Here is a 22711-nt window from a genome sequence, read left to right on the forward strand (position 1 = left end):
TTGCCAAGTCAACCGAAACAGTCGTAAGCTGCATGAGGACGCTCCCTTCCGCTAAGTGTGGGTAACACTTTAACTTTGGCACATAGATGCCGTTAGGAAGGGGGCGTCCATTCCATTACCACAACAAGCCTGCTCACCCCAGAAAGCCTGCTCACCACGAGAACCTCATTTTCTCAGGCTATGTCACCGAAGATATGCAACCACCAACCCTAACCACGATGCGAAGCGAGCCGCTCTGGCTTTTGCTTTTGATCTCAGGCGCCCCGTTAACCACGCTGGCCGGAATTCGGCATTGATTTGGGGGGTAAGCCGGCAGGGATGCCGGCTTAGCCGCCCCGCGCCATGGATGGCGCGTGGCGGCGGCCCCCCAAATCAATGTCGGATTACGGGCACACCGAGCCTAGGCGAGGTGCCGAGTGGTGGGGCAAAGCGTTTTTGGTTACTTTTGGCGCTTTTCCAAAAGTGACCCGCCGTAAGGGCGGAACCCATAGCCGCCGTGACAGCAGCAACGGATATGTACTCGGTTTGACCCAACCTCCTGGTCGGCTGTCAGGCCGCCATCGGGGGCAAGCCCCCTCCCACAGTTAAATCCCTCTGGGCCATCACCCGGCAACCCGGTGCATTTGGCGCCGATAGCCATAGATATCTACACACGTTTAAGGCTGAAATAACTCTGTGGTGAGCGGGCTTGCCCCGCGCTGGGCTGCGAAGCGGCCCCAAACCCAGGCACCTCGGTGTGTCAGCTAAAACACATCGCCTGGAATGGGGCCGCTTCGCGGCCCAGCGCGGGGCAAGCCCGCTCACCACAGCAAGCCTCAACCCAGCAAGCCCCCTCCCACACTTAGCTCCAACTATCTGGTTACGCCCCTATGCCATTGCAAGCCGACAAAACGGCGTTACAAGGTGTAGGCAATACCAACCTGCACCGTACGCGGCGCGCCGGGGTACGCGTAGATATTGCCGAACGCACCCTCTTCGTACTCGCGGTTGAACAGGTTCTTCACGTCCAGGTTAAGACGGATCTTGTCGTTGACCTTGTAGTAGCTGAGCAGGTCGACGACGGTGTAGGCGCCCATGGAAAACGCGCTGTTGGCGGTCTGGCCCGCGCGTTCATCGACGTATTTACCGCCGGCGCCAAGGCCCAGGCCCTTGAGTGCACCGTCTTGGAATTCGTAGACGTTGAGCAGGCTGAAGCTGTTACGCGGGATATTCAGCAAGCGCGTGCCACTGCGCAGGGTATTGTCCCGGGTGACTTCGGCGTCCACATAGGCATAGCCGCCGATCACGCGCCATTCGGGGGTGAGATTGCCGGCAACGTTAAGGTCGAAACCGCGACTGCGGACCTGGCCAGCGGCGACGCTGAAGGTGGAATCCACGGGATCGGTGGTGAGCACGTTCTTCTTCTCGATCTGATAGATCGCCGCGTCAACGCTCAACTGACGGTCCAGGGCTTCCCACTTGATGCCCACTTCGTAGGACTTTCCTTTCTCCGGCGCGAAACCTCCGCCTTCACGGCTGGCACCGGTGTTGGGCTTGAACGAGCGCGCGGCGTCGGCGTAGACGGCGACGGTGTCGGTCAGGTCGTAGATCACGCCTAGCCGTGGAGTCACGGCGTTGTCCGCGGCCTGCCACGGTTTGACACCCGTCACATAACTTTCGTAGTCATGTTCGAACCGCTCGAAACGCGCACCGCCCAGGACTTTCAAGCGTTCGGTCAGCGCCACCTGGTCCTGCACGAAAGCCGCGTAGGTCTTGAGGTTTTCTTTGTCGTGGGTCGGCGTGCGCGTCAGCGGCGGGCGTGTCTGGCCGTAGACCGGATTGAAGATATCGATCGGGTAGGTGCCGGCGGCGGCGCTGGAGCGCTGGATGATCGACTGGTAGTCGTAGTCCTCGTACTCGATGCCGGTCAGCAAGGTGTGATCGAAGCCGCCGGTGGAGAAGTGCCCGGTCAGGTTGAGCTGGTAGTCCTTATCGGTCCATTCCAGCTTGCGGTAGTTGAAGTTGCGTTGCAGCGTGCGGCCGTCGGCGCTCAGGCTACCGGGGCCGTTAGCCTCGATGGCATTGCCCTGCAACGTCCCATCCAACCACTGAAACCCACCCCCCAACGTCCAGCTGTCGTTGAGCATATGCTCGAAACGCAGTTGGGCCATGTTGTTATCGTTGTGCAGCTTGCCTACGTCCTTGTCGCCCCAGAAGGTATCGCGCGACGGCGTGCCGGCCTGGTTGGCGAAACGCGTCAGGCCACGGTCCAGCGGATGGTTATTGCGCATGAAATCGCCTTCGAAGATCACCTTGGTGTCATCGCTGGCCTGCCAGGTAAGGACCGGGGTGACGCCGTAGCGCTCGGTCGACACATGATCGCGGAAGGTGTCGCCGCCCTCGCCCACCACGTTCAGGCGATAGGCCAGGCGGCCTTCTTCGTCCAGCGGGCCGGAGGCGTCCAGCGTGCCGCGCTGCATGCCCTGGTCGTTCAACTGGCTGCCGAGGGTCACCGTGCGTTCGGCCAGCGGTTGTTTGGACACCACATTGAAGGTACCGCCCGGATCGCCACGGCCGTACAGCATGGTGGCCGGGCCGCGCAGCACTTCCAGGCGCTCGATGGTGTTGGCGTCCGGCATGTTCGGGTAGCCACGGTTGATCGGGAAGCCGTTGCGGTAGAACTCGCCGGTGGTGAAGCCGCGCACGGTAAACGTGGTGAGGCCCTGCCCGCCGAAGTTGTTGGCGCGGCCTACACCGCCGGCGTAGTCGAGAGCATCTTGCAGGCGCGTTGCGCCGAGGTCCTCGACCACGTCCTTGGACACCACGCTGATGGACTGCGGGGTTTCGTGGATGGAAGTGTCGGTGCGCGTCGCACTTGCCGAACGCGTGGCGTGATAGCCCTTGACGGGACCTTGCGCCGTCTCGTAATCCCCTTCGCCGGTGACCGTGGTCGCTTGTAACTCAAGGCTGGCAGATGGCGTGGTGACCTCCTGCGCCCAGGTAAAAGGGGAAAACGCCTGAAGGACACACAGGGAAATCAGCGTACGACGCATGGGTGTTCAGCCTAGTGAATGAGCCAGATGGGACGGCAAACCTGCCAAGAATTCGCCGCGAATGGTATATCAAGTCATTCGTGTTTGATATCTGTTCTCATTCGCTATTTTTCGTGTATCCGTTGTGTATCAACTCAATGTCCAGACGTAAAAAAGCCACTCGATTGAGTGGCTTCCATTACCTCGCCAGGACCTTAGCGATAGCGCTCAAGCCAATGCGCATAAGGCGCCGGCAAGGTCCAGGCGGATTTCTCCACGCCTAATTCTTTGGCGGCGAAATACGCCCAATGGGGGTCGGCCAGGTGCGCGCGCCCCACCGACACCAAGTCCAGCTGACCGGCCTGCAACGCGCCTTCAGCCAGTTGCGGGGTGCCGAAGCCCCACGCGGAGGTCACCGGTATGCCGGCTTCCCGCCGCACACGTTCGGCAATCGGCCCCATGAAAGCCGGGCCCCACGGAATGTTGGCGTCCGGAATGGTGAAACCGACGCTGACGCTCAGCAAGTCCAGGCCGCCGGCCTTGAAACGACGCGCCAGTTCGATGGATTCGGTGAGGGTCTGCTCGTCACGGCCGTCGTACTCGATCACGCCAAAACGCGCGGTCAGCGGCAGGTTTTCCGGCCAGACTTCACGCACAGCGGCCAGGGTTTCCAGGAGGAAGCGGCTACGATTGTCGAAGCTGCCGCCGTAGGCGTCGGTGCGCTGGTTGGAATGTTCCGAGAAGAAACTCTGGCCCAGGTAGCCGTGGGCGAAGTGCAGTTCGATCCACTCGAAACCGGCGTCGCGGGCACGGCGCGCGGCATCGACGAAGTCCTGTTTGACCCGGGCGATGTCCTCCAGGGTCATGGCGCGCGGCACGTTGGGCAGGTTGGCACCGAACGCAATCGCAGACGGCGCGATGGTTTCCCAACTGCGGGCGTCGGAAGCAGGGATATGGTCATCGCCTTCCCACGGGCGATTGGCGCTGGCCTTACGTCCGGCGTGGGCGATCTGGATGCCTGGCACCGAACCTGCGGCCTTGATGGCTTTGACCATGGGCACAAAAGCTTCGGCGTGGGCATCGCTCCAGATGCCGGCACAGCCTGGGGTGATACGGCCTTCCGGGGCCACTGCGGTGGCTTCCACCACCAAAAGTCCTGCACCGCCGCGCGCCATGCCTGCCAGGTGAACATGGTGCCAATCGTTGACGATGCCGTCTTCGGCCATGTATTGGCACATTGGCGGAATAGCGATGCGATTGCGCAGGGTGACGTCTTTAAGGGTGAAGGGTTCGAATAGAGCGGACATCGTAAACTCCAAGAGCAGGTGACTGATTCGATAGTTCGATGGTAATCGAACAATAGTATTCAGCGATACCCCCCTGTTATGATTCGTTTCATGCGAGCCTTCAAACACCCTCCCCTGCAAGACCTCACACTCGAACGCGTGCTCTACGCCCTGAGTGATCCGGTGCGCCTGGAGATCGTCCGATGCCTGGCCGGCGTGCCAGAAGCCACCTGCGGCGAACTGGATGGCGGGCGGCCCAAGTCGAGCATGTCCCACCACTTCCGCGTGCTGCGCGACGCCGGCCTGGTGAATACCCGCAGCGTGGGCACCACCCATATGAACTCGTTACGCAGGGATGAGCTTGAAAGCCGCTTTCCTGGTTTGCTCGCGTCCATTCTTGCCCAGCAATAAGCCGCTTCACTCCAGCAGTGACACCAAGCGAGCGTCGATAGTGCCGTCGTCTATTTCAAGCAGCGCCAGCGTCACCGGTAACTTGAAACGCCGGCGCCCCGCGCTGCCTGGGTTTACATACAGGATTTCACCGCGCCACTGGATCAACGGTTTATGCGAATGCCCGGTGATCACCAGGCGCGTGTGAGGCGTGAGCAATGCCGGGACATCGGCGACGTCATGCACCAGCAAAGTTGGGCAGCCGTTGAGCGTAACGTGCAGATGATCAGGCACCTGGCATGCCCATGGCGCATCCTGATCATTGTTGCCACGCACCACATGCAGCGGCGCGATGCCGGCCAGTTGCTCGATAATGTCGGCACTGCCAATGTCGCCCGCATGGACGATCTGCTCACAACCTTGCAGGGCCGCCACAGCTTCGGGCCGAAGAAGGCCGTGGGTATCGGAAATTACGCCGATCTTCATAGGGGCTCACTCTCGAAGGTTTGACTCAGCATACATAGGTATCTACACAACTCTTAAAGGCCTACAAGTGAGCAGGCGTGCCACACATTCAGCCAGGCCGCGATCTCAAACCTGCTGCCATCGCTACCAAAATTGTTGCGCCCGGCGGCTTAAACGTTTCAGGTTGCGGCGAACCTAACGGGCTCGTCGGCGTCCGAGCTAAGGCACTGTTGCTTACCGTTCGCCGCGAGGTTGTCATTTGAAAGCCGCCATCATCAAAAAGTACCGCCTGGTCATCAAGACCATGGGCTACGTCGGCTGGTCGTTGTTCTGGCTGTTGCTGTGGGACGTCGCCGTGACGGTGGACTTCATGCTGTTTCTCACAGCCAAGATCAACCTGCCGCTGATGCCCCTGACCCTGCTGGGCTCGGCACTCGTGGTGTTGATCAGTTTTCGCAACAGCAGCGCCTATAACCGCTGGTGGGAGGCCCGCACGTTGTGGGGGGCGATGGTCAACAATTCGCGCAGCTTTGCGCGCCAGGTGCTGACCCTGCTGGACGACCCCGGCAGTGAGGTCAACCCGATCAAGTCCACGCTGTTGCGCCGACATGTGGCCTACGTGAACTGCCTGGCCGCGCACCTGCGGGGCCAGCCGTGCCCCGATGAAGTGCGCGCGTTCATCCCTGCCGATGAGTTTGCGCGCAACGGTGCGACCAATAATTTCGCCAATGACATCCTTACCGGTTCGGCGGCGTTGCTGGCCCGCGAATACAAGGCCGGGCATCTGGACAGCATTCGCCTGGCGCGGCTGGAGTCGACCCTGGTGGACCTGTCCAACGCCCAAGGCGGCATGGAGCGTATCGCCAACACGCCGCTGCCCTACCCCTACGTGTATTTCCCGCGCCTGTTTATCACCCTGTTCTGCCTGATCGTACCGGTGGGCCTGGTGGAATCCCTGGGCTGGTTCACCCCGCTGGCCTCCACGGTGGTGGGCTTTATGCTGCTGGCTATCGAACGCATCGGCACCGACCTGCAAAGCCCGTTCCGCTCCAGCGAACACCAAATCCAGATGGAAGCCATCTGCGAAACCATCGAGAAAAACCTGCAATCGATGCGCCGCGACACCCTGGCCGACAATTTGATCGGCTGACCCCACCTGCTTGCCCTAAAGTGCGTGCTCTCTCGGTCGATAAAGAGGGTACGTACGCAAGGACCCACCCTTCATAACAACCCCTGCGACGCTCAGCACTACTGTTTGCCTTGCCAAAACTATAAATACCCGCGGGTGAAAGTCATGAATATCAAGCAGAAGCTGACCTGGGCGTTCGCGGCTATCGCGTGCGTGCCGGTCATCCTGGTAGCGGTACTGGTAGTGTTGAATCTGCGCGAGGGGGCTCAGGCCAATTTCCTCGACAGCAGCGGACGGGAAATCCGCCAAATCGACAATGGCATGAAGCAGTTCTTCGACGGCATCAGCCAGAACGTCGAGTACGTGGCCAAGGACCCGCGCGTGGTCGCGGCCAAAGACCTCAAGAGCTATGCCAGTGCCGACGCTGCGCAAATCCCGCTGACCCCAACCAATAAAGAGCTGCTGGCGATTTTCGATCAATTCGCCAAGAGCCATCCCACCACGGCCTACCTGTCCCTCGGCCTCGCCGACGGCGGCTACGCCAGCTGGCCCGACGACGCCAAGCTGACCAACTACGACCCGCGCGTACGCCCCTGGTACAAGGCAGCGGTTGCCGCGCCTGGCACCACGGTGCGCACCGGCGCGTACTACTGGGCGCCGGACGACGTGGTGCTGATCGGCACCGTGCATACCGTGGCCGATGCCAGCGGCAATGTGCTGGGCGTGGTCGGCCTGGACGTGTCGCTCAAGCAACTGACCGAACTGGTCAAGAACATCAAGCTCGGTGACAGCGGTTACCTGATGCTGGTGGAAGGCAACGGCAACGTGCTGGTGGACCCCAGCGATGCCAAGCACAACTTCAAGCCTCTGGCCGACTTGGGCCCCAACTACGCCGAATTGGCCAAACGCGGCGACGGCGTGACCCAGATCGACATCGACGGCGTGGCCTATATGGCCAACGTGGTCAGTTCCAAAGACCTGGGCTGGCGCTTTATCGGCCTGATCAAGCGCGACGAAGTGATGGCCGGCGCCACCAGCCTGACCTGGTTGATCGCCGCCATCGCCGCAGCCCTGGCTGTGGTGTTCGCGATTGTCGGTGCCAGTTTTGCCAGCGTCATCGTGCGGCCGATTCGCGGCGTGGCCGACGGCCTGCAGGAAATCGCCGAAGGTGAAGGCGACCTTACCCGTCAACTCAAGGTGCAGGGCAAAGACGAAACCGCCACCCTGGCCGGCTGGTTCAACCAGTTCCTGGGCATGATCGCGCAACTGGTGCAGCGCATCGGTAACGCATCCTCCGATCTGCAGAGCGCCGCCGCCGACACCAGCGAAGTGGCCAACAATATGAACCAGGCCGCCGGACGCCAGCGTGAAGCGGTGGAACTGGTGAGCACCGCATTCAACGAGATGGTGGCCACCGCCAACGAAGTCGCACGCTCTTGCAGCGCCGCCGCTTCCAGCGCCGACGAAGGCTACCGCGACGTGCATGACGGCCAGCAACATATCGGCGAAGCCACCGGCAGCGTGCTGCGGCTCAGTGAAGACTTGCAGAAGTCGACCCAGACCATGCAGCAGTTGGAGCAGGACAGTAAAAACATCAACACCATCCTGGATACCATCCGCTCGATTGCCGAACAGACCAACCTGCTGGCGCTCAACGCCGCCATCGAAGCCGCACGGGCCGGTGACCAGGGCCGCGGTTTTGCCGTGGTCGCCGACGAAGTCCGCGCCCTCGCCCGCCGCACCGCCGACTCCACCGGCGAGATCGACAGCCTGCTGGGCAACCTCGCCCGCCGCACCCAGGAAGTCACGCAGCAGATGCAGGGCAGCCTGCTGGTGTCCCACACCAGCGTGGAACGCATCCAACAAGCGCGCGACAGCTTTGACAAGATCCTCGGCTCGGTGGACTCGATCCGCGACCAGAACACCCAGATCGCCACCGCCGCCGAAGAGCAGCACCAAGTCGCCGAAGAGATCAACCGCCACATCGCGCAGATCCATGCCGATGCGCAACTGGTTGAAGGCTTCGCCCACTCGGCACAGACCGGCTCGGGCCGTTTGACCGATATTTCCGCTCAGCTCAAAGGCTTGGTAGGTCGCTTCAAGTTCTGATCCCTCCCGGCGCACACGGCGGTGAACCCTTCACCGCCGTGCCTGCTCAGGCAAACAGCTCAACCCCAAGCTGGAACGCCACCCACAATGCCAACCCGGTGGCGAACACCAGGGCAATGTTCTCGAACAGGTTGTTACGGTATTCCTTGCCGAGCAGCGACTTCTGGTTGGACATGATCAACAGCCCCAGGGAAATCACCGGCAACCCGACGATGTTCAGCGCACTCACGCCGATGGTCAGCGTGACGAAATCCGGCATGCCCGGCAGCGACCAGATCAGCGGCGTGACCAGAATGAACAACATGAACCACTTGTGCATCGGGTCACGATGAAACTCTTTGCCGAAGCGCTGGCGCCGTTCAGGCCGCACGTGCTGGAAGGCATCGGTGATCAACATCGGGAATGCTGTGGTTTTGCCGGAAATGCTCGCAAACAGCGTGGCGAACACGCCGATAAAGAAGATGTACCAGCCGATGGGGCCGAAGAACAGCTCCAGCGCCTTGCCCAGATCGCCGAGGGTTTTCACTTCGATGCCGTTGGGACGCAGGATTTCCGCGCCGACGATCCAGATTGCCAGGTTGATCACAATCCCCACGAATACCGCAAACAGCAGGTCGTTGCGCTGGATGCGCTTGTGCTGCGGGCCGATCCAGCCCTTTTGGCGCATCACATAGGGATGCACGAAGTTGGCTATAGAGCCGGCGACCGCGCCGATCACCGACACCGCCACCAACAGAGCGCCATGCACGCCCTCGTCCGGCGGAATACTGAAACCGATGGTGCCTTTGACGATGCCAGCCATGTCCGGCCCGGACATTACCGCCAGAGCAATAAAGGCCAGCGTCATAATCGCCAGCAGGCCCTTCATCACCCCTTCGATCATCGAATAGATATTTCGCCCCACCAGCAGCCACACCGCCAGTACCACTGCCACCGAACACAGCAACGCGTAATCGGTCTTGAACAGCATGGCCAGGGCCTCCCCCGCGCCCTTGATCATGTAGGCATTCATCAAGTGGCCCATCAGCAGCGCATACACCAGCAGGAACCAGGCGAAAAACGGGTTCAACTGGGCATAGCCCTGCAGGATGGTCATGCCTTGGTTATTACACAGCTGGAAGCGCGCGATGATATTGACGATCAAGTACCTGAGCAGCAGCGACACCGCCAGTACCCACATCATCGCGTAGCCGTAGTTGGCGCCGGCCACCGAGGATGTAATCAAATCCCCTGCACCGAGCCAGGACAGCACCGCAATGACACCTGGGCCCAGCAGCTTTAGAAGTCGTACGACATGGCCGGATGCGGGCGCCGCCGCCTGGCCTTCAATCGTTGGAATACCGGTCATCGAGGGAGTCTCCATTTATTTTTTTTGTGAGAACGCCGCTAGTCGATCACAGTTGATATGACGTCGTACAACTACAGTGACTGGATATGTATTAAGAAATGTTTCTTTAACCGCCATTTGCTCGCGGTGGCTGACGCCCAAGACAGTCTGTCGGCAAAAATGTACTAACTAGTTACTTGTCTTGCTAACATTATGCCTCTGCCCTCTCTCACTCGAGTCCTTTCGACATGAAACGAGCATCGCGCGCCGCTGGCGTCTCTAGATTCTTCCTGCTGGGCCTGGGCGTGATCATCGCCCTGCTCGGCCTCGCGCTGGCCGTCGGCGGCGCCAAACTGGTCAGCCTCGGTGGCTCTTGGTATTTCCTGCTGGGCGGTGTGGTCATGGCGGTTGCCGGCCTGTTGATTGCCCGTCGCAAACCGGCCGGCGCGTGGCTGTTCGCCGCGTTTCTGATCGGCACTGCCGTGTGGGCGGTGACAGAGGTGGGGCTGGTGTTCTGGCCGCTGTTTTCGCGATTGTTTATGTTCGCGGTGATCGGCCTGGTGGTGGCGCTGGTGTACCCGCTGCTGGCCGGCAAGCCGGCGCGCGGCGCGTATGGTGTCGCGGCGGTTTTGGCGGTGGGCGTGGCGGTGGCGGCGGGCAATATGTTTGTCGCGCACCCGAGCGTGGCGCCAACGGGTGCGGGCCCGGGTGTCACGCCGGTGGTGGCGGCCGAGGCGCAGAAAGACTGGGCGCACTACGGCAACACTGAGGGCGGCAGCCGCTTTGCCGCCCTGGATCAAATCAACCGCGACAACATCGACAAGCTCAAAGTGGCCTGGACCTACCGCACTGGCGACGTGGCCATCAGCGACGGCAACGGTGCCGAAGACCAACTGACACCCCTGCAGATCGGCAACAAGGTGTTTATCTGCACGCCCCACAACAACCTGATCGCCTTGGACGCCGACACTGGCAAAGAGCTGTGGAAAAACCAGATCAACGCACAGTCGGCGGTCTGGCAACGATGCCGGGGCCTGGCCTATTTCGACGCCAGCGCGCCCATCGCCCAACCGACCCAGCCCAACAGCTCGCCGATCATCGCCGCCAGCGTTCCAGCCGGTGCGCAGTGCCAGCGCCGTTTGCTGACCAACACCATCGATGCGCGCCTGATTGCGGTGGACGCCGACACCGGCCAATTCTGCGAAGACTTCGGCAGCCATGGCCAGGTGGATCTCAAAGCTGGCCTCGGCAATGTGCCGGACAGTTACTACCAACTGTCCTCCGCCCCGCTGATCGCCGGGACCACCGTAGTGGTCGGTGGCCGCGTCGCCGATAACGTGCAGACCGATATGCCCGGCGGCGTGATCCGTGGTTTCGACGTAATCAGTGGGCACATGCGCTGGGCCTTCGACCCGGGCAACCCCGACGACAAACAAGCGCCGGCCGCTGGCAGCACTTATGTGCGCAGCACGCCCAACAGTTGGGCGCCGATGTCCTACGACCCGCAGATGAACACGGTTTTCCTGCCGATGGGCAGTTCGTCCACCGACATCTATGGCGTGGAGCGCACCGCGCTCGACCATAAATACGGCGCGTCCGTCCTGGCGCTGGACGCCTCCACCGGGGCCGAAAAGTGGGTGTACCAAACCGTCCACAACGACCTGTGGGACTTCGACCTGCCGATGCAGCCGAGCCTGATCGACTTCACCCCGCCGGGCAGCGACAAGGCCGTGCCTGCCGTGGTCATCGGCACCAAGGCCGGGCAGATCTACGTGCTCGACCGCGCCACCGGCCAGCCGCTGACCGAGGTCAAGGACGTGCCGGTCAAGGCCGCCAATATCCCCAACGAACCCTATTCGCCAACCCAACCCAAATCCGTGGGCATGCCGCAGATCGGCGCGCAAACCCTGAGGGAATCGGATATGTGGGGCGCCACCCCGTATGACCAGTTGCTGTGCCGCATCGACTTCAAGGGCATGCGCTACGACGGCCTGTACACCGCGCCGGGCACGGATAAATCCCTGAGCTTTCCCGGTTCCCTGGGCGGCATGAACTGGGGCAGTCTTTCCACCGACCCGGTGCATGGTTTTATCTTCGTCAACGACATGCGCCTGGGCCTGTGGATCCAGATGATCCCGTCGCAGAACAAGGCCCAGGCCGCCTCCGGTGGCGAAGCGCTGAACACCGGCATGGGCGCGGTACCGCTCAAGGGCACGCCGTATGCGGTGAACAAAAACCGCTTCCTGTCAGTGGCTGGTATCCCCTGCCAGGCGCCGCCGTTCGGCACCCTGACCGCCATTGATATGAAAACGCAGAAAATCGCCTGGCAAGTGCCGGTGGGCACCGTGGAAGACACCGGTCCGCTGGGCATCCGTATGCACCTGCCGATCAAGATCGGCCTGCCGACCCTCGGCGGCACGCTGTCGACCCAGGGCGGCTTGATCTTTATCGCCGGCACCCAGGACTTCTACCTGCGCGCCTTCAACAGTGGCAACGGCGAAGAAATCTGGAAAGCCCGCCTGCCCGTCGGCAGCCAGGGTGGCCCGATGACCTACGTGTCGCCGAAAACCGGCAAGCAATACGTCGTGGTGACTGCCGGCGGCGCGCGCCAGTCCACCGACCGGGGCGACTATGTGATCGCCTACGCCTTGCCATAACGCCTGCGTGCGCTCCGGCACTGCTTGAACATGTGGGAGGGGGCTTGCCCCCGATGACGCGGGATCAGTCAGCCCATCTGCCGCTGACCCACCGCCATCGGGGGCAAGCCCCCTCCCACATTTTGAGCCGGTTTTTTCAGTTAATACTGAGTAGGGCGACTGGCATTAGGGCAAGCTCCCCTCCCACACAGGTTCAGCAGCGTATATCAGGCCCTAATCAGGCACGGGCAACGCACACTCCTCGCCTCGCTGGTACTCCCGGGGGGTACAGCCAAATTCACGGCGAAACACGGTGTGCAGGTACTGCGCCGATGTGAAGCCGCATTGCGCCGCCACGTCGGCAATCGCCTGTTCGTGGCTTGCCAGGCCTTTAGCGGCGGCGGCGAGTTTGAAGCGCAAGATCTCGTCATGCACGCTGCACCCGCGCTCCTTGCGAAAGTGCGACTCCAGGGATGAACGCGACACGCCGACATAGGCCGCCACTTGTGCGGTCTTGATGCCCTGGCAGGCGTATTGGCGGATAAACAGCAGCGCCTGCATCACGTAAGGATTGCCCAGCGGCTGATGCAAGCTGGAGGCCTGCACGTTGATTGCCTCCGGAGGCACCAGAATCTGCGTGCCGGCGCAAGGTTTGCCGTGCAGCATCTGATGAAGAAGCGCGGCGGCCGTGCGGCCCATGGTTTCCGTGCCCTGGATCACCGAACTCAGCGGCACCCGCGTGAGGGTGCGGGTCAGCGGGTCGTTGTCGATGCCGATCAGCGCCACTTCTTCCGGCACCGCAATGCCGGCGGTGAGGCAAGCTTGCAGCAGTTGCCGAGCGCGGGCGTCGGTGACGGCGATGATGCCGATGGGCTTGGGCAGGCTCTGTAACCAAGCAATCTGCTGTTCCACCGCGCTATCCCACAACGGCGCGCTGGTGCCCAGGCCGCGATACACCTCGACGTTCAGGCCATCGCGTTGCATCAAGCGGCGAAAGGCTTTTTCCCGCTCCTGGGCCCAGCGATTGGCCTGGGCCGGCGGCAGGCTGAAACAGGCAAAGCGGGTCAAGCCGGCCTCGACCAAGTGCTCGTAGGCCAGCTTCATCAACCCATGGTTGTCGGTGGCCACGTAGGGAATGCCCTTGGGATAGGCGCTTGCATCCTCATAAGACCCGCCCACCGCCACCACCGGCAACTTGCTGTGGGCCAGGGCCTCGCCGATCAGCGGGTCATCGAAGTCAGCGATGATGCCGTCGCCTTGCCAGCGCTCGATGCCTTTGAGCCGGCACAGAAAGTCTTCCTCCAGGAACAAATCCCAGGATGCGCGGGTGCTGCTCAGGTAATTGCCGATGCCGGCGATGATGCCACGGTCGTAGATTTTGCTGCCGTTGAACAGCAAGGCAATGCGGTGCACGGGCGGTAGGGTTTTCATTGTTGTTGTCCTCAGGCCAGTCGCCACAGGGTAGCCCCCGCCACTCAAAATCGCACCATCGCTTGGTGATTTTCATAATTAGCGAGCCAGGTGCCGTTGCTAGTATCCAGACACCGCCCAGAACAATAAGGAACACGCCATGACGTACTTCCCCGGTGTCGAGAAGGTTCGCTTCGAAGGCCCCGACAGCGATGCCCCCCTCGCCTTTCGCCACTACGACGCCGACAAACTGATCCTCGGCAAACCGATGCGCGAGCACCTGCGCATGGCGGCTTGTTATTGGCATACGTTTGTCTGGCCCGGTGCGGACATGTTCGGCGTCGGCACCTTCAAGCGCCCGTGGCAGCGCAACGGCGACCCGATGGAAGTGGCCATGGGCAAGGCCGAGGCCGCGTTTGAGTTCTTCTCCAAGCTGGGCATCGATTACTACAGTTTCCACGACACCGACGTAGCCCCCGAGGGCAGTTCGCTCAAGGAGTACCGCGAACACTTTGCGCAGATGGTCGATCAGTTGGAGCGCCATCAGGAACAGTCCGGCATCAAGCTGCTGTGGGGCACCGCCAATTGCTTCAGCCACCCGCGCTTCGCCGCCGGCGCGGCCACCAACCCTGACCCGGAAGTATTCGCCTGCGCCGCCGCCCAGGTGTTCAGCGCGATGAACGCCACCCTGCGGCTCAAGGGCGCCAACTATGTGCTGTGGGGCGGTCGCGAAGGCTATGAAAGCCTGCTCAACACCGACCTCAAGCGCGAGCGCGAACAACTCGGGCGCTTTATGCGCATGGTGGTGGAGCACAAGCACAAGATCGGCTTCAAGGGCGACCTGCTGATCGAGCCCAAGCCCCAGGAGCCGACCAAGCATCAATACGATTACGACAGCGCCACGGTGTTCGGCTTCCTGCACGAATACGGCCTGGAGCATGAGATCAAGGTCAATATCGAAGCCAACCACGCGACCCTGGCCGGGCACAGCTTCCACCATGAAATCGCCACCGCCGTGTCCCTCGGCATCTTCGGCAGCATCGACGCCAACCGTGGCGACCCGCAGAACGGCTGGGACACCGACCAGTTCCCCAATAGCGTCGAGGAAATGACCCTGGCCACCTATGAAATCCTCAAGGCTGGCGGCTTCAAGAACGGCGGCTATAACTTTGACTCCAAGGTACGCCGCCAAAGCCTCGACGAAATCGACCTGTTCCACGGCCATGTCGGCGCCATGGATGTACTGGCCCTGGCGCTGGAACGTGCGGCGGCCATGGTGCAGAACGATCGGTTGCAGCAGTTCAAGGACCAACGCTACGCAGGCTGGCAACAGCCGTTGGGCCAAGCCGTGCTGGCCGGTGAGTTCAGCCTGGAATCCCTGGCCGAACATGCGTTTGCCCAAGGGCTGAACCCGCAGGCCGTGAGTGGTCGGCAAGAGATGCTGGAGGGGGTGGTCAACCGGTTTATTTATCGGTGACAGAGTGGTGAGCGGGCTTATTGTGGTGAGCTCCTCACAAGCGCATTCACCACAAAAGTCCTGTTCACCACAGAATCCCGGCTTACCACGACACGCCGGTTAGCCACACCTATAGTGTTCGCCTAAAGTCTTCACCCAGTGTCTTTCCAACAACAATAAAAGGACGCCCCACCATGAAGTCATTCAAACGTACCCTGCTCGCCACCGCCTTGGCCCTGCTCGCCCTGCCGGTGATGGCCGACCCGGCCCATCCGAAAATCGGCTTTTCCATCGACGACCTGCGCCTGGAGCGCTGGTCCCGCGACCGCGATTATTTCGTGGCAGCAGCGGAAAAACTCGATGCCAAAGTCTTTGTGCAGTCCGCCGATGCCAACGAGCAAAAGCAGATTTCCCAGATCGAGAACCTGATTTCCCGTGGCGTCGATGTGATCGTGATCGTGCCGTTCAACGCCACGGTGCTGACCAACGCGGTCGCCGAAGCCAAGAAGGCCGGGATCAAGGTGGTGTCCTATGACCGCCTGATCCTCAACGCCGACATCGACGCCTATATCTCCTTCGATAACGAAAAAGTCGGCGAGATGCAGGCCAGCGGCGTGCTGCAGGCGGCGCCCAAGGGTAATTACTTCCTGCTCGGCGGCGCGCCTACCGATAACAACGCCAAGGTGCTGCGCGAAGGCCAGATGAAGGTGCTGCAACCGGCAATCGACAAGGGCGATATCAAGGTGGTCGGCCAGCAATGGGTCAAGGAATGGAACCCCACCGAAGCCCTGAGCATCGTCGAAAACGCCCTGACCCGGAACAACAACAAGATCGACGCCATCGTCGCCTCCAACGACGCCACCGCCGGCGGTGCGATCCAGGCCCTGGCCGCGCAGAAGCTGGCGGGCAAGGTGCCGATCTCCGGCCAGGACGCCGACCTCGCCGCCGTCAAACGCGTGATCGACGGCACCCAGACCATGACCGTGTACAAGCCCCTCAAGCTGATCGCCACCGAAGCGGCCAAGCTCTCGGTGCAACTGGCGCGTAACGAGAAGCCCACCTACAGCTCGCAATACGACAACGGCAGCAAGAAAGTCGACACCATCCTGCTCACGCCCACTCCACTGACCAAGGCCAATATCGACCTGCTGGAGAAGGACGGTTTCTACACCAAAGAGCAGATCGGCGGGCAATGACCGCCATGGCCGACTACCTGCTGCAAATGAACGGCATCGTCAAAACCTTTGGCGGTGTCCACGCGCTGAACGGTATCGACATCAAGGTGCGGCCGGGGGAATGTGTCGGCCTGTGCGGCGAGAACGGTGCCGGTAAATCTACCTTGATGAAGGTGCTGTCGGCGGTCTATCCCCACGGCACCTGGGAGGGGGAAATCCTCTGGAATGGGCAGCCGCTCAAGGCGCAGTCCATCAGTGAAACCGAGGCCGCCGGCATTGTGATCATCCACCAGGAGTTGACCCTGGTGCCTGATCTGTCAGTGGCCGAAAACATCTTTATGGGGCACGAGCTGACCTTGCCGGGTGGACGCATGAACTACCCGGCGATGCTGCACCGCGCCGAAGCCTTGATGCGTGAACTCAAGGTGCCGGACATCAACGTGGCGCTACCGGTGTCGCAGTACGGCGGCGGTTACCAGCAACTGGTGGAAATCGCCAAGGCCCTGAACAAACAGGCGCGCCTGTTGATTCTCGACGAACCCTCTTCGGCCCTGACCCGCTCGGAAATCGAGGTGCTGCTGGATATCATCCGCGACCTCAAGGCCAAGGGGGTGGCCTGCGTCTACATCTCCCACAAACTCGATGAAGTGGCGGCGGTGTGCGACACCATCACGGTGATCCGCGACGGCAAGCACATCGCAACCACGGCCATGGCCGATATGGACATCCCGCGCATCATCACTCAGATGGTCGGCCGCGAGATGAGCAACCTCTACCCCACCGAGCCCCATGACGTCGGCGAGGTAATGTTCGAGGCGCGCCACGTGACCTGCTACGACGTCGACAACCCCAAGCGCAAACGCGTCGACGATATTTCCTTTGCGCTCAAGCGCGGGGAAATCCTCGGTATTGCCGGGCTGGTGGGCGCCGGGCGTACCGAACTGGTGTCAGCCCTGTTCGGAGCCTACCCCGGGCGCTACAGCGCCGAAGTATGGCTGGACGGCGAGCTGATCGATACGCGCACGCCGCTCAAATCGATCCGCGCCGGGTTGTGCATGGTGCCCGAAGATCGCAAGCGCCAAGGCATCATCCCCGACCTCGGCGTGGGCCAGAACATCACCTTGGCGGTGCTCGACACCTACGCGCACCTGACCCGCATCGACGCCGAGGCCGAGCTGGGCAGCATCGACCGGCAAATCACGCGCATGCACCTCAAGACCGCCAGCCCGTTTTTGCCGATCACCAGCCTGTCCGGCGGCAATCAGCAAAAAGCCGTGCTGGCGAAAATGCTGATGACCCAGCCCAAAGTGCTGATCCTCGACGAGCCCACGCGCGGGGTGGACGTGGGCGCCAAGTATGAAATCTACAAGCTGATGGGGGCGCTGGCCGCCGAAGGCGTGGCGATCATCATGGTGTCCTCGGAACTGGCCGAAGTGCTGGGGGTGTCCGACCGCGTGCTGGTAATCGGCGACGGTCAGTTGCGCGGCGACTTCATCAACCAGGGGCTCACCCAGGAACAGGTCCTCGCCGCCGCGCTCAGCCAAAACAATAACAATCGGAAAACCGCGTAGATGAATCAGGTCAAACAGCTGTTCACCCGCTACAAAATGCTCGCCCTGGTGATTGCCGTGGCGGTGATCTGGCTGTTTTTCAGCTGGCAGACCGAGGGCGGCTTCCTCACGCCGCGTAACCTGTCCAACCTGCTGCGGCAGATGTCCATCACCGGCATCCTGGCCTGCGGCATGGTGCTGGTGATTATCAGCGGCGAGATCGACTTGTCGGTGGGCTCATTGCTGGGGTTGCTGGGAGGGCTGGCGGCGATCCTGGACGTGGTCTACCACATTCCGCTGCTGGCTAATTTGAGCCTGGTGGCGCTGTGCGGCCTGATGATCGGCCTGGCCAACGGTTACATGACGGCGTACCTGCGCATCCCGTCGTTCATTGTCGGCTTGGGCGGCATGCTGGCGTTTCGCGGGGTTCTGCTGGGGATCACCGGCGGTACCACCATCGCGCCAGTGTCGCCATCGCTGGTGTATGTGGGCCAGGGCTATCTGCCGCATACCGTGGGGGTTGGGCTGGGGCTTTTGCTGTTTGCCCTCACACTCTTCTTGACCTGGAAACAACGACGCAACCGCGCACTGCATGGGCTGGCCGCGCACTCATTGATGCGCGACGTGCTGCGGGTGGTGGTGATCGGCGCAGTGCTGGCCGGGTTCGTTACCACCCTCAACAGCTACGACGGCATCCCCGTGCCGGTGTTGCTGTTACTGGCGCTGCTCGGCGTATTCAGCTATGTCACCAGCCAGACCGTATTCGGCCGCCGCGTGTATGCGGTGGGCAGCAATATGGAAGCCACGCGGCTGTCGGGCATCGACGTGCAGGCGGTCAAACTGTGGATCTTCGGCATCATGGGCGTCATGTGCGCCCTCGCCGGCCTGGTCAACACCGCACGTTTGGCGGCGGGTTCACCGTCGGCGGGCAATATGGGCGAACTGGACGCCATCGCCGCCTGCTTTATCGGCGGCACATCAATGCGCGGCGGCTCCGGCACGGTATATGGCGCATTGCTGGGGGCGCTGGTGATTACCAGCCTGGACAACGGCATGTCGATGCTGGACGTGGACAGTTACTGGCAGATGATTGTGAAAGGCAGCATTTTGGTGTTGGCGGTGTGGGTGGATGTGAGTACGCGGGCGGGTCGGCGCTGAATCAAGCGCCAGAGCCCCGCACTTGGTCAATGAACTGATGTGCCTGGGCCTTGAGCCAATCAAACAAGCGGGCGATATCGCGCTCTGATTGTCGTCCATTTCGACAAATGATGTAGTACGCCGCAGGGGACATCATGGTGGGGGCATTCAACGCAACCAGTTCACCGTCTTTCAATTGGTCATGCACCAGCGCCGTCCTGCCCAGCGCAATCCCGCCGCCTTTCACTGCCAGACTGATGGCCAGGCTGGAATCTGGAAAACGCGGCCCGTGGTGATACGGCGGTGCCTCCAGCCCGTGAAAGGCGAACCAGCTCTCCCATCCTGGGCATACCTGATCGTCGACTCGGTGAATCAGCGGGTACCGCGCGATGTCCTCCAGCGCAATCTCACCATTCACGCGTTTGAATTGCGGCGAACATACCGGGAACACCGCATCGCGCATCAGCAGTTCGACATGATGATCCGGGTAGTCACCATCACCCATCACCACAGCGACATCGAACGGATGAACGCTTAAGGTAGCGCGACTGATGTCCACGCTGGTCAACACCAGATCAAGATTCAATGCAGCTTCGGCGTGAGCACCATGCATTCGTGGAATCAGCCAGGTTGCACACAGGGAGGAGGTACACGAGAGGTGAAGCGGCTGTGATTTACTCGGACTAAGCGACTGCAGCACCGCATCCAGCGCTTTGAAAAAGCTATCCGCCACCGGCAGTAAGGTCTCTCCCGCAGGCGTGAGCTTGACTCCCCGCGAATGCCGCTCGAACAACTGCACTCCCCACCATTCTTCCAGACCTGCGATTTGATGGCTGATGGCGCTGGCTGTGAGATTCAACTCAGACGCAGCACGCGCGAAACTGCCGGTTTGCGCCGCGCTGACAAAGGCTTGAAGCATAGGAGTGGGTGGCGGACGCTGGGCCATCAGGTGCTCACTTTGATCAGGACGATCCCGCAAACAATGACGAACGCCGACAGCATCCGTCGCCAGCCGAACCGCTCTCGGAAGAACAGCGCGGCAATGATGGCGCCGATGATAACACTCGTCTCCCGCAGCGCTGAGACCCTGGCCACCGCATCCAGCGACAGTGCAAACAGGACCAAACCGTAAGACGACACGTAGAAAACCCCGCCCATCGCACCCACTCGCCAGTGGCCGCGCACTGCCTGGATGAGCGCCGATCGCGCCTTGAAAAACGCCAGCAGCGGGATCGGAATGCTCTGGAATACCGTGAGATAGATGATGTACTGCAGCACCGTCTCACTGGCTCTTACACCTTTGGCATCCACCACCGTGTAGGACGCGATGAACACCCCCGCACACACGGCCATCAGTATCGGCTTGAACATCTGCGCAGTCATCCCGCGTACAAACGCCAGGCTGATGATCCCTGCACAAATCAGCAGCACACCCGTCATCGACGGGAACGACAACTGTTCATGCAAAAGGACGTAGGAAAACAGCGCGACCAGCACTGGCGGCACGCCACGCATCACCGGGTACACCTGACCGAAGTCGCCGGTTTCATACGCCTTGATCAAAAATAATCGATACACCGTATTGAGCATCACCGAAATCAGCACATACACCCACACCTCCAGGTTGGGCACGTTGACCAACGGCAGCGCCGCCAGGCAAATCAGCAATGCCGTGCCATCGACCATGGCCAAGGTCATGAAACGGCTGCTGCCGGCACGGACAACGGCGTTCCAGGTGGCGTGCATGAAGGCGGAGATTAAGACCAGGGTGATGGCAATGCTGGCGTTATCCATGGGGGCTCGGCTTTTGGGTGGTATCGAGGGGGCGCGGCATACTTCACCGGCATCATTGTTTGCGTAACCACATTCTCAACATGTAACGATTCAGGCTGCTTAAGGGCGCTTTATCATTAATTTCTGAGTGTGGAGTATGCTTATCAATGAAATGTGTTCGGGTATGGAGAAACTTATTGTCCGCTGAAATAAGCACCTGACCGGGCTCGAGCAATACACGATGCTGAACGGATGATTGGTCGAGTACTGCATCCAGAAAATCCAGCGCCCGAACCTGCGATAACGTTAACGGCACTTGTGCTTTAAGGTGAGCCGATTCGATATTCACGCGAAAGTACCTTATCAAAGGAATACCTTCTTGGGAAAAGCTCAGGATGGGCGCTTTAAATAAACACTCTTCTTCTGACATGCCCCTATTTTCAAAATAGAAATCGCGCTTTAGTTCTTCGAGAACATCCGCAAATGCCATCAGCTCTGCATATACCGCGCTTGCGTCAATAAGAATGCTCTCACCGCCCAGAAGCGCTTTCTGTCCGCAAGCCAGAACCAGATAGTCGATCGGAAGCGGGTCGCTGACTCCATCGTTATGTATGTAGGCCCCCTGTCGGGTCTGATGGTACCTCCCACCCTCCTCGATACTTTTGCCGCCCCGGTCATAAACCTCAATGATCTTATGACCAAGATGATTTTGCACCATTGGCCTACCGAGCGAAGAGCCAAAGGCCCACACCAGCGACTTGAAAGCTTCAAGGTTATCCGTCTTAAATCCATCAAGAATTAAAACATGGCTTCCATGCTCAATAATGTTTCGTATGGTGCGTAACTCTTCGCTAAGCGACCGAGAATAAAACGAACCATTGCAAGCAAAGTTTATATCGAGTCGATCGGCTTGGATTTTTGATTCAGATTTCAAGCTTATGCTCAGTAACTCATCAAATGCTGCATTTGAGAGTTGGACTTTAGATACTGCTTGTCGATAATTGCTGACATTTATGTTCATCGCAATCCTTTACGTAATTAAGTGGACGCTGATATTTAACTAAGCCCACCGCACCTGCAAAAGCGAAACGTCATCAGCACTGCCATCAAATTCCATCATCGAAGACTTTTCCTACAGATATAAACCTTCACACGCTCTTCGATGACATCGAGTCATGGTTTGTAAAGGGCCAGCAAGCCGCATCCCTTTTAATTGCAGGACGTTTCCTAGACAATCCTCGCCGCCTTGTGCCTGTTGGAATCGATGGCTAGTCTGCGGTCCGTCACTGCTCATCAGTGATCGGGTTTAGTCGCCCGGAATGCACAAGGCGCATGGTCACATGAAGTTTTATGGTGGCTGTGCGCAGGGCACCTTCGGGTGCGCCGGATTCCTTGTGGCCGGTCGACTAACCTGCGTACAGCCGCCACCTTTCGTTTAGTCGCGACAGGTGCTGGCTCCTATTCACACAAGGAGCTTCACTATGAACAAAGTCGTCCCCGATCCACCCTTCGATCCCGCCAAAGACCGCGCCGCCTTCAACCGCGCCATCGACCATTACCTACCGACCCAAGGCTTTCACTCCATCAACGAAGACCTGAGCTTCGAAGACGCCCTGCTCTACACCGCCAGTTTGCTCGATAGCGCATCGGCGACGGCGTTGGATTGTGGCGAGCAACTGACGAGCCCAGAGCGAGCGAAAATCCTGGCAGTGTGGCACTTGCTTGAAATTGCCAAAACCACGGTAGATCGCTCAATCAACTGCCTGAAACACGGTTAGAAAATGTGAGAGGGGGCTTGCCCCCGATAGCAGTGGGTCAGCTACACAGAAGCTGACTGATCCACCGCCATCGGGGGCA

The 22711-nt window shown here is 60.4% G+C and carries 17 protein-coding genes and 1 pseudogene; 10 read left to right on the forward strand and 8 right to left on the reverse strand.

Translation table 11 applies throughout. The annotated features are described in order from the left end of the window. Positions 1-896 precede the first annotated feature (896 nt). The gene (locus FIV35_RS26670) at positions 897-3032 is read right to left on the reverse strand and encodes a TonB-dependent siderophore receptor (RefSeq protein ID WP_083377885.1); all 2136 of its coding nucleotides are present in this window, start codon (positions 3030-3032) and stop codon (positions 897-899) included. 194 nt (positions 3033-3226) lie between these two features. Continuing rightward, positions 3227-4318 carry an NADH:flavin oxidoreductase/NADH oxidase gene (locus tag FIV35_RS26675; protein WP_034097355.1) on the reverse strand — a complete coding sequence of 364 codons (1092 nt, stop codon included), beginning with the start codon at positions 4316-4318 and terminating at the stop codon, positions 3227-3229. Positions 4319-4408: 90 nt separating this feature from the next. Between FIV35_RS26675 and FIV35_RS26680 the strand changes: the two genes are divergently transcribed. Next, complete coding sequence (locus FIV35_RS26680; RefSeq protein WP_047882561.1) at positions 4409-4708, forward strand: ArsR/SmtB family transcription factor; 300 nt, start codon at positions 4409-4411, stop codon at positions 4706-4708. 6 nt (positions 4709-4714) lie between these two features. Here FIV35_RS26680 and FIV35_RS26685 read toward each other — a convergent pair whose 3' ends face one another. Then, positions 4715-5173, reverse strand: a complete 459-nt coding sequence (locus tag FIV35_RS26685) for a metallophosphoesterase family protein (protein ID WP_034137804.1) — start codon at positions 5171-5173, stop codon at positions 4715-4717. A 238-nt stretch (positions 5174-5411) separates the two neighbouring features. On the opposite strand from FIV35_RS26685, the gene FIV35_RS26690 reads away from it, so the two are divergent. From FIV35_RS26690 to FIV35_RS30415, 3 genes and pseudogenes are all read left to right on the forward strand, one after another. Further along, a complete protein-coding gene (locus FIV35_RS26690; protein WP_034097352.1) occupies positions 5412-6302 on the forward strand; it encodes a bestrophin family protein in 891 nt (296 codons plus the stop codon). A gap of 144 nt (positions 6303-6446) precedes the next feature. Then, positions 6447-7529, forward strand: a pseudogene (locus FIV35_RS30410) (HAMP domain-containing protein); the annotation flags it as partial. A 93-nt stretch (positions 7530-7622) separates the two neighbouring features. Continuing rightward, positions 7623-8390, forward strand: a complete 768-nt coding sequence (locus tag FIV35_RS30415) for a methyl-accepting chemotaxis protein (RefSeq protein WP_414860533.1) — start codon at positions 7623-7625, stop codon at positions 8388-8390. Positions 8391-8436: 46 nt separating this feature from the next. On the opposite strand, the gene FIV35_RS26700 is transcribed toward FIV35_RS30415, so the two are convergent. After that, positions 8437-9738, reverse strand: a complete 1302-nt coding sequence (locus FIV35_RS26700) for an Nramp family divalent metal transporter (RefSeq protein WP_034137802.1) — start codon at positions 9736-9738, stop codon at positions 8437-8439. A 227-nt stretch (positions 9739-9965) separates the two neighbouring features. Between FIV35_RS26700 and FIV35_RS26705 the strand changes: the two genes are divergently transcribed. Next, positions 9966-12374 (forward strand): glucose/quinate/shikimate family membrane-bound PQQ-dependent dehydrogenase, encoded by a 2409-nt coding sequence (locus FIV35_RS26705; protein WP_034137801.1) that lies wholly within the window; start codon positions 9966-9968, stop codon positions 12372-12374. Positions 12375-12587: 213 nt separating this feature from the next. Here FIV35_RS26705 and FIV35_RS26710 read toward each other — a convergent pair whose 3' ends face one another. Beyond that, on the reverse strand, positions 12588-13784 hold the full coding sequence (locus tag FIV35_RS26710; protein ID WP_034137800.1) for a XylR family transcriptional regulator: 1197 nt from the start codon (positions 13782-13784) through the stop codon (positions 12588-12590). 139 nt (positions 13785-13923) lie between these two features. Here FIV35_RS26710 and xylA point away from each other — a divergent pair, with 139 nt between their 5' ends. The 4 genes from xylA to FIV35_RS26730 all read left to right on the forward strand — a co-directional run bounded on the left by xylA (position 13924) and on the right by FIV35_RS26730 (position 19102). Then, positions 13924-15240, forward strand: coding sequence for a xylose isomerase (gene xylA, locus FIV35_RS26715; RefSeq protein WP_034137799.1), 1317 nt, complete (start codon positions 13924-13926; stop codon positions 15238-15240). Between the two features lie 173 nt (positions 15241-15413). After that, on the forward strand, positions 15414-16415 hold the full coding sequence (xylF, locus tag FIV35_RS26720) for a D-xylose ABC transporter substrate-binding protein (protein WP_034097344.1): 1002 nt from the start codon (positions 15414-15416) through the stop codon (positions 16413-16415). After that, on the forward strand, positions 16412-17965 hold the full coding sequence (xylG, locus tag FIV35_RS26725; protein WP_034137798.1) for a D-xylose ABC transporter ATP-binding protein: 1554 nt from the start codon (positions 16412-16414) through the stop codon (positions 17963-17965). Before xylF ends, xylG begins: the two co-directional genes overlap by 4 nt. Next, positions 17966-19102 (forward strand): sugar ABC transporter permease, encoded by a 1137-nt coding sequence (locus tag FIV35_RS26730; RefSeq protein ID WP_034137797.1) that lies wholly within the window; start codon positions 17966-17968, stop codon positions 19100-19102. Position 19103: 1 nt separating this feature from the next. Here the strand turns inward: FIV35_RS26730 and FIV35_RS26735 are convergent, their stop codons facing one another. From FIV35_RS26735 to FIV35_RS26745, 3 genes are read right to left on the reverse strand one after another with little or no spacing between them, the layout of a single operon-like run. Beyond that, positions 19104-20027 (reverse strand): LysR substrate-binding domain-containing protein, encoded by a 924-nt coding sequence (locus tag FIV35_RS26735; RefSeq protein ID WP_034137796.1) that lies wholly within the window; start codon positions 20025-20027, stop codon positions 19104-19106. Further along, entirely contained in the window at positions 20027-20875 is an 849-nt protein-coding gene (locus FIV35_RS26740; RefSeq protein ID WP_034137795.1) for an EamA family transporter, read from the reverse strand. Before FIV35_RS26740 ends, FIV35_RS26735 begins: the two co-directional genes overlap by 1 nt. 52 nt (positions 20876-20927) lie before the next feature. Next, positions 20928-21875, reverse strand: coding sequence for a TauD/TfdA family dioxygenase (locus FIV35_RS26745; protein ID WP_034137794.1), 948 nt, complete (start codon positions 21873-21875; stop codon positions 20928-20930). A 460-nt stretch (positions 21876-22335) separates the two neighbouring features. Here FIV35_RS26745 and FIV35_RS26750 point away from each other — a divergent pair, with 460 nt between their 5' ends. Next, complete coding sequence (locus tag FIV35_RS26750; protein WP_034137793.1) at positions 22336-22632, forward strand: DUF6124 family protein; 297 nt, start codon at positions 22336-22338, stop codon at positions 22630-22632. Positions 22633-22711: the final 79 nt, after the last annotated feature.

Origin of the sequence: Pseudomonas rhodesiae (genome assembly GCF_007858255.1) — a bacterium.
Taxonomy (GTDB): domain Bacteria; phylum Pseudomonadota; class Gammaproteobacteria; order Pseudomonadales; family Pseudomonadaceae; genus Aquipseudomonas; species Aquipseudomonas rhodesiae.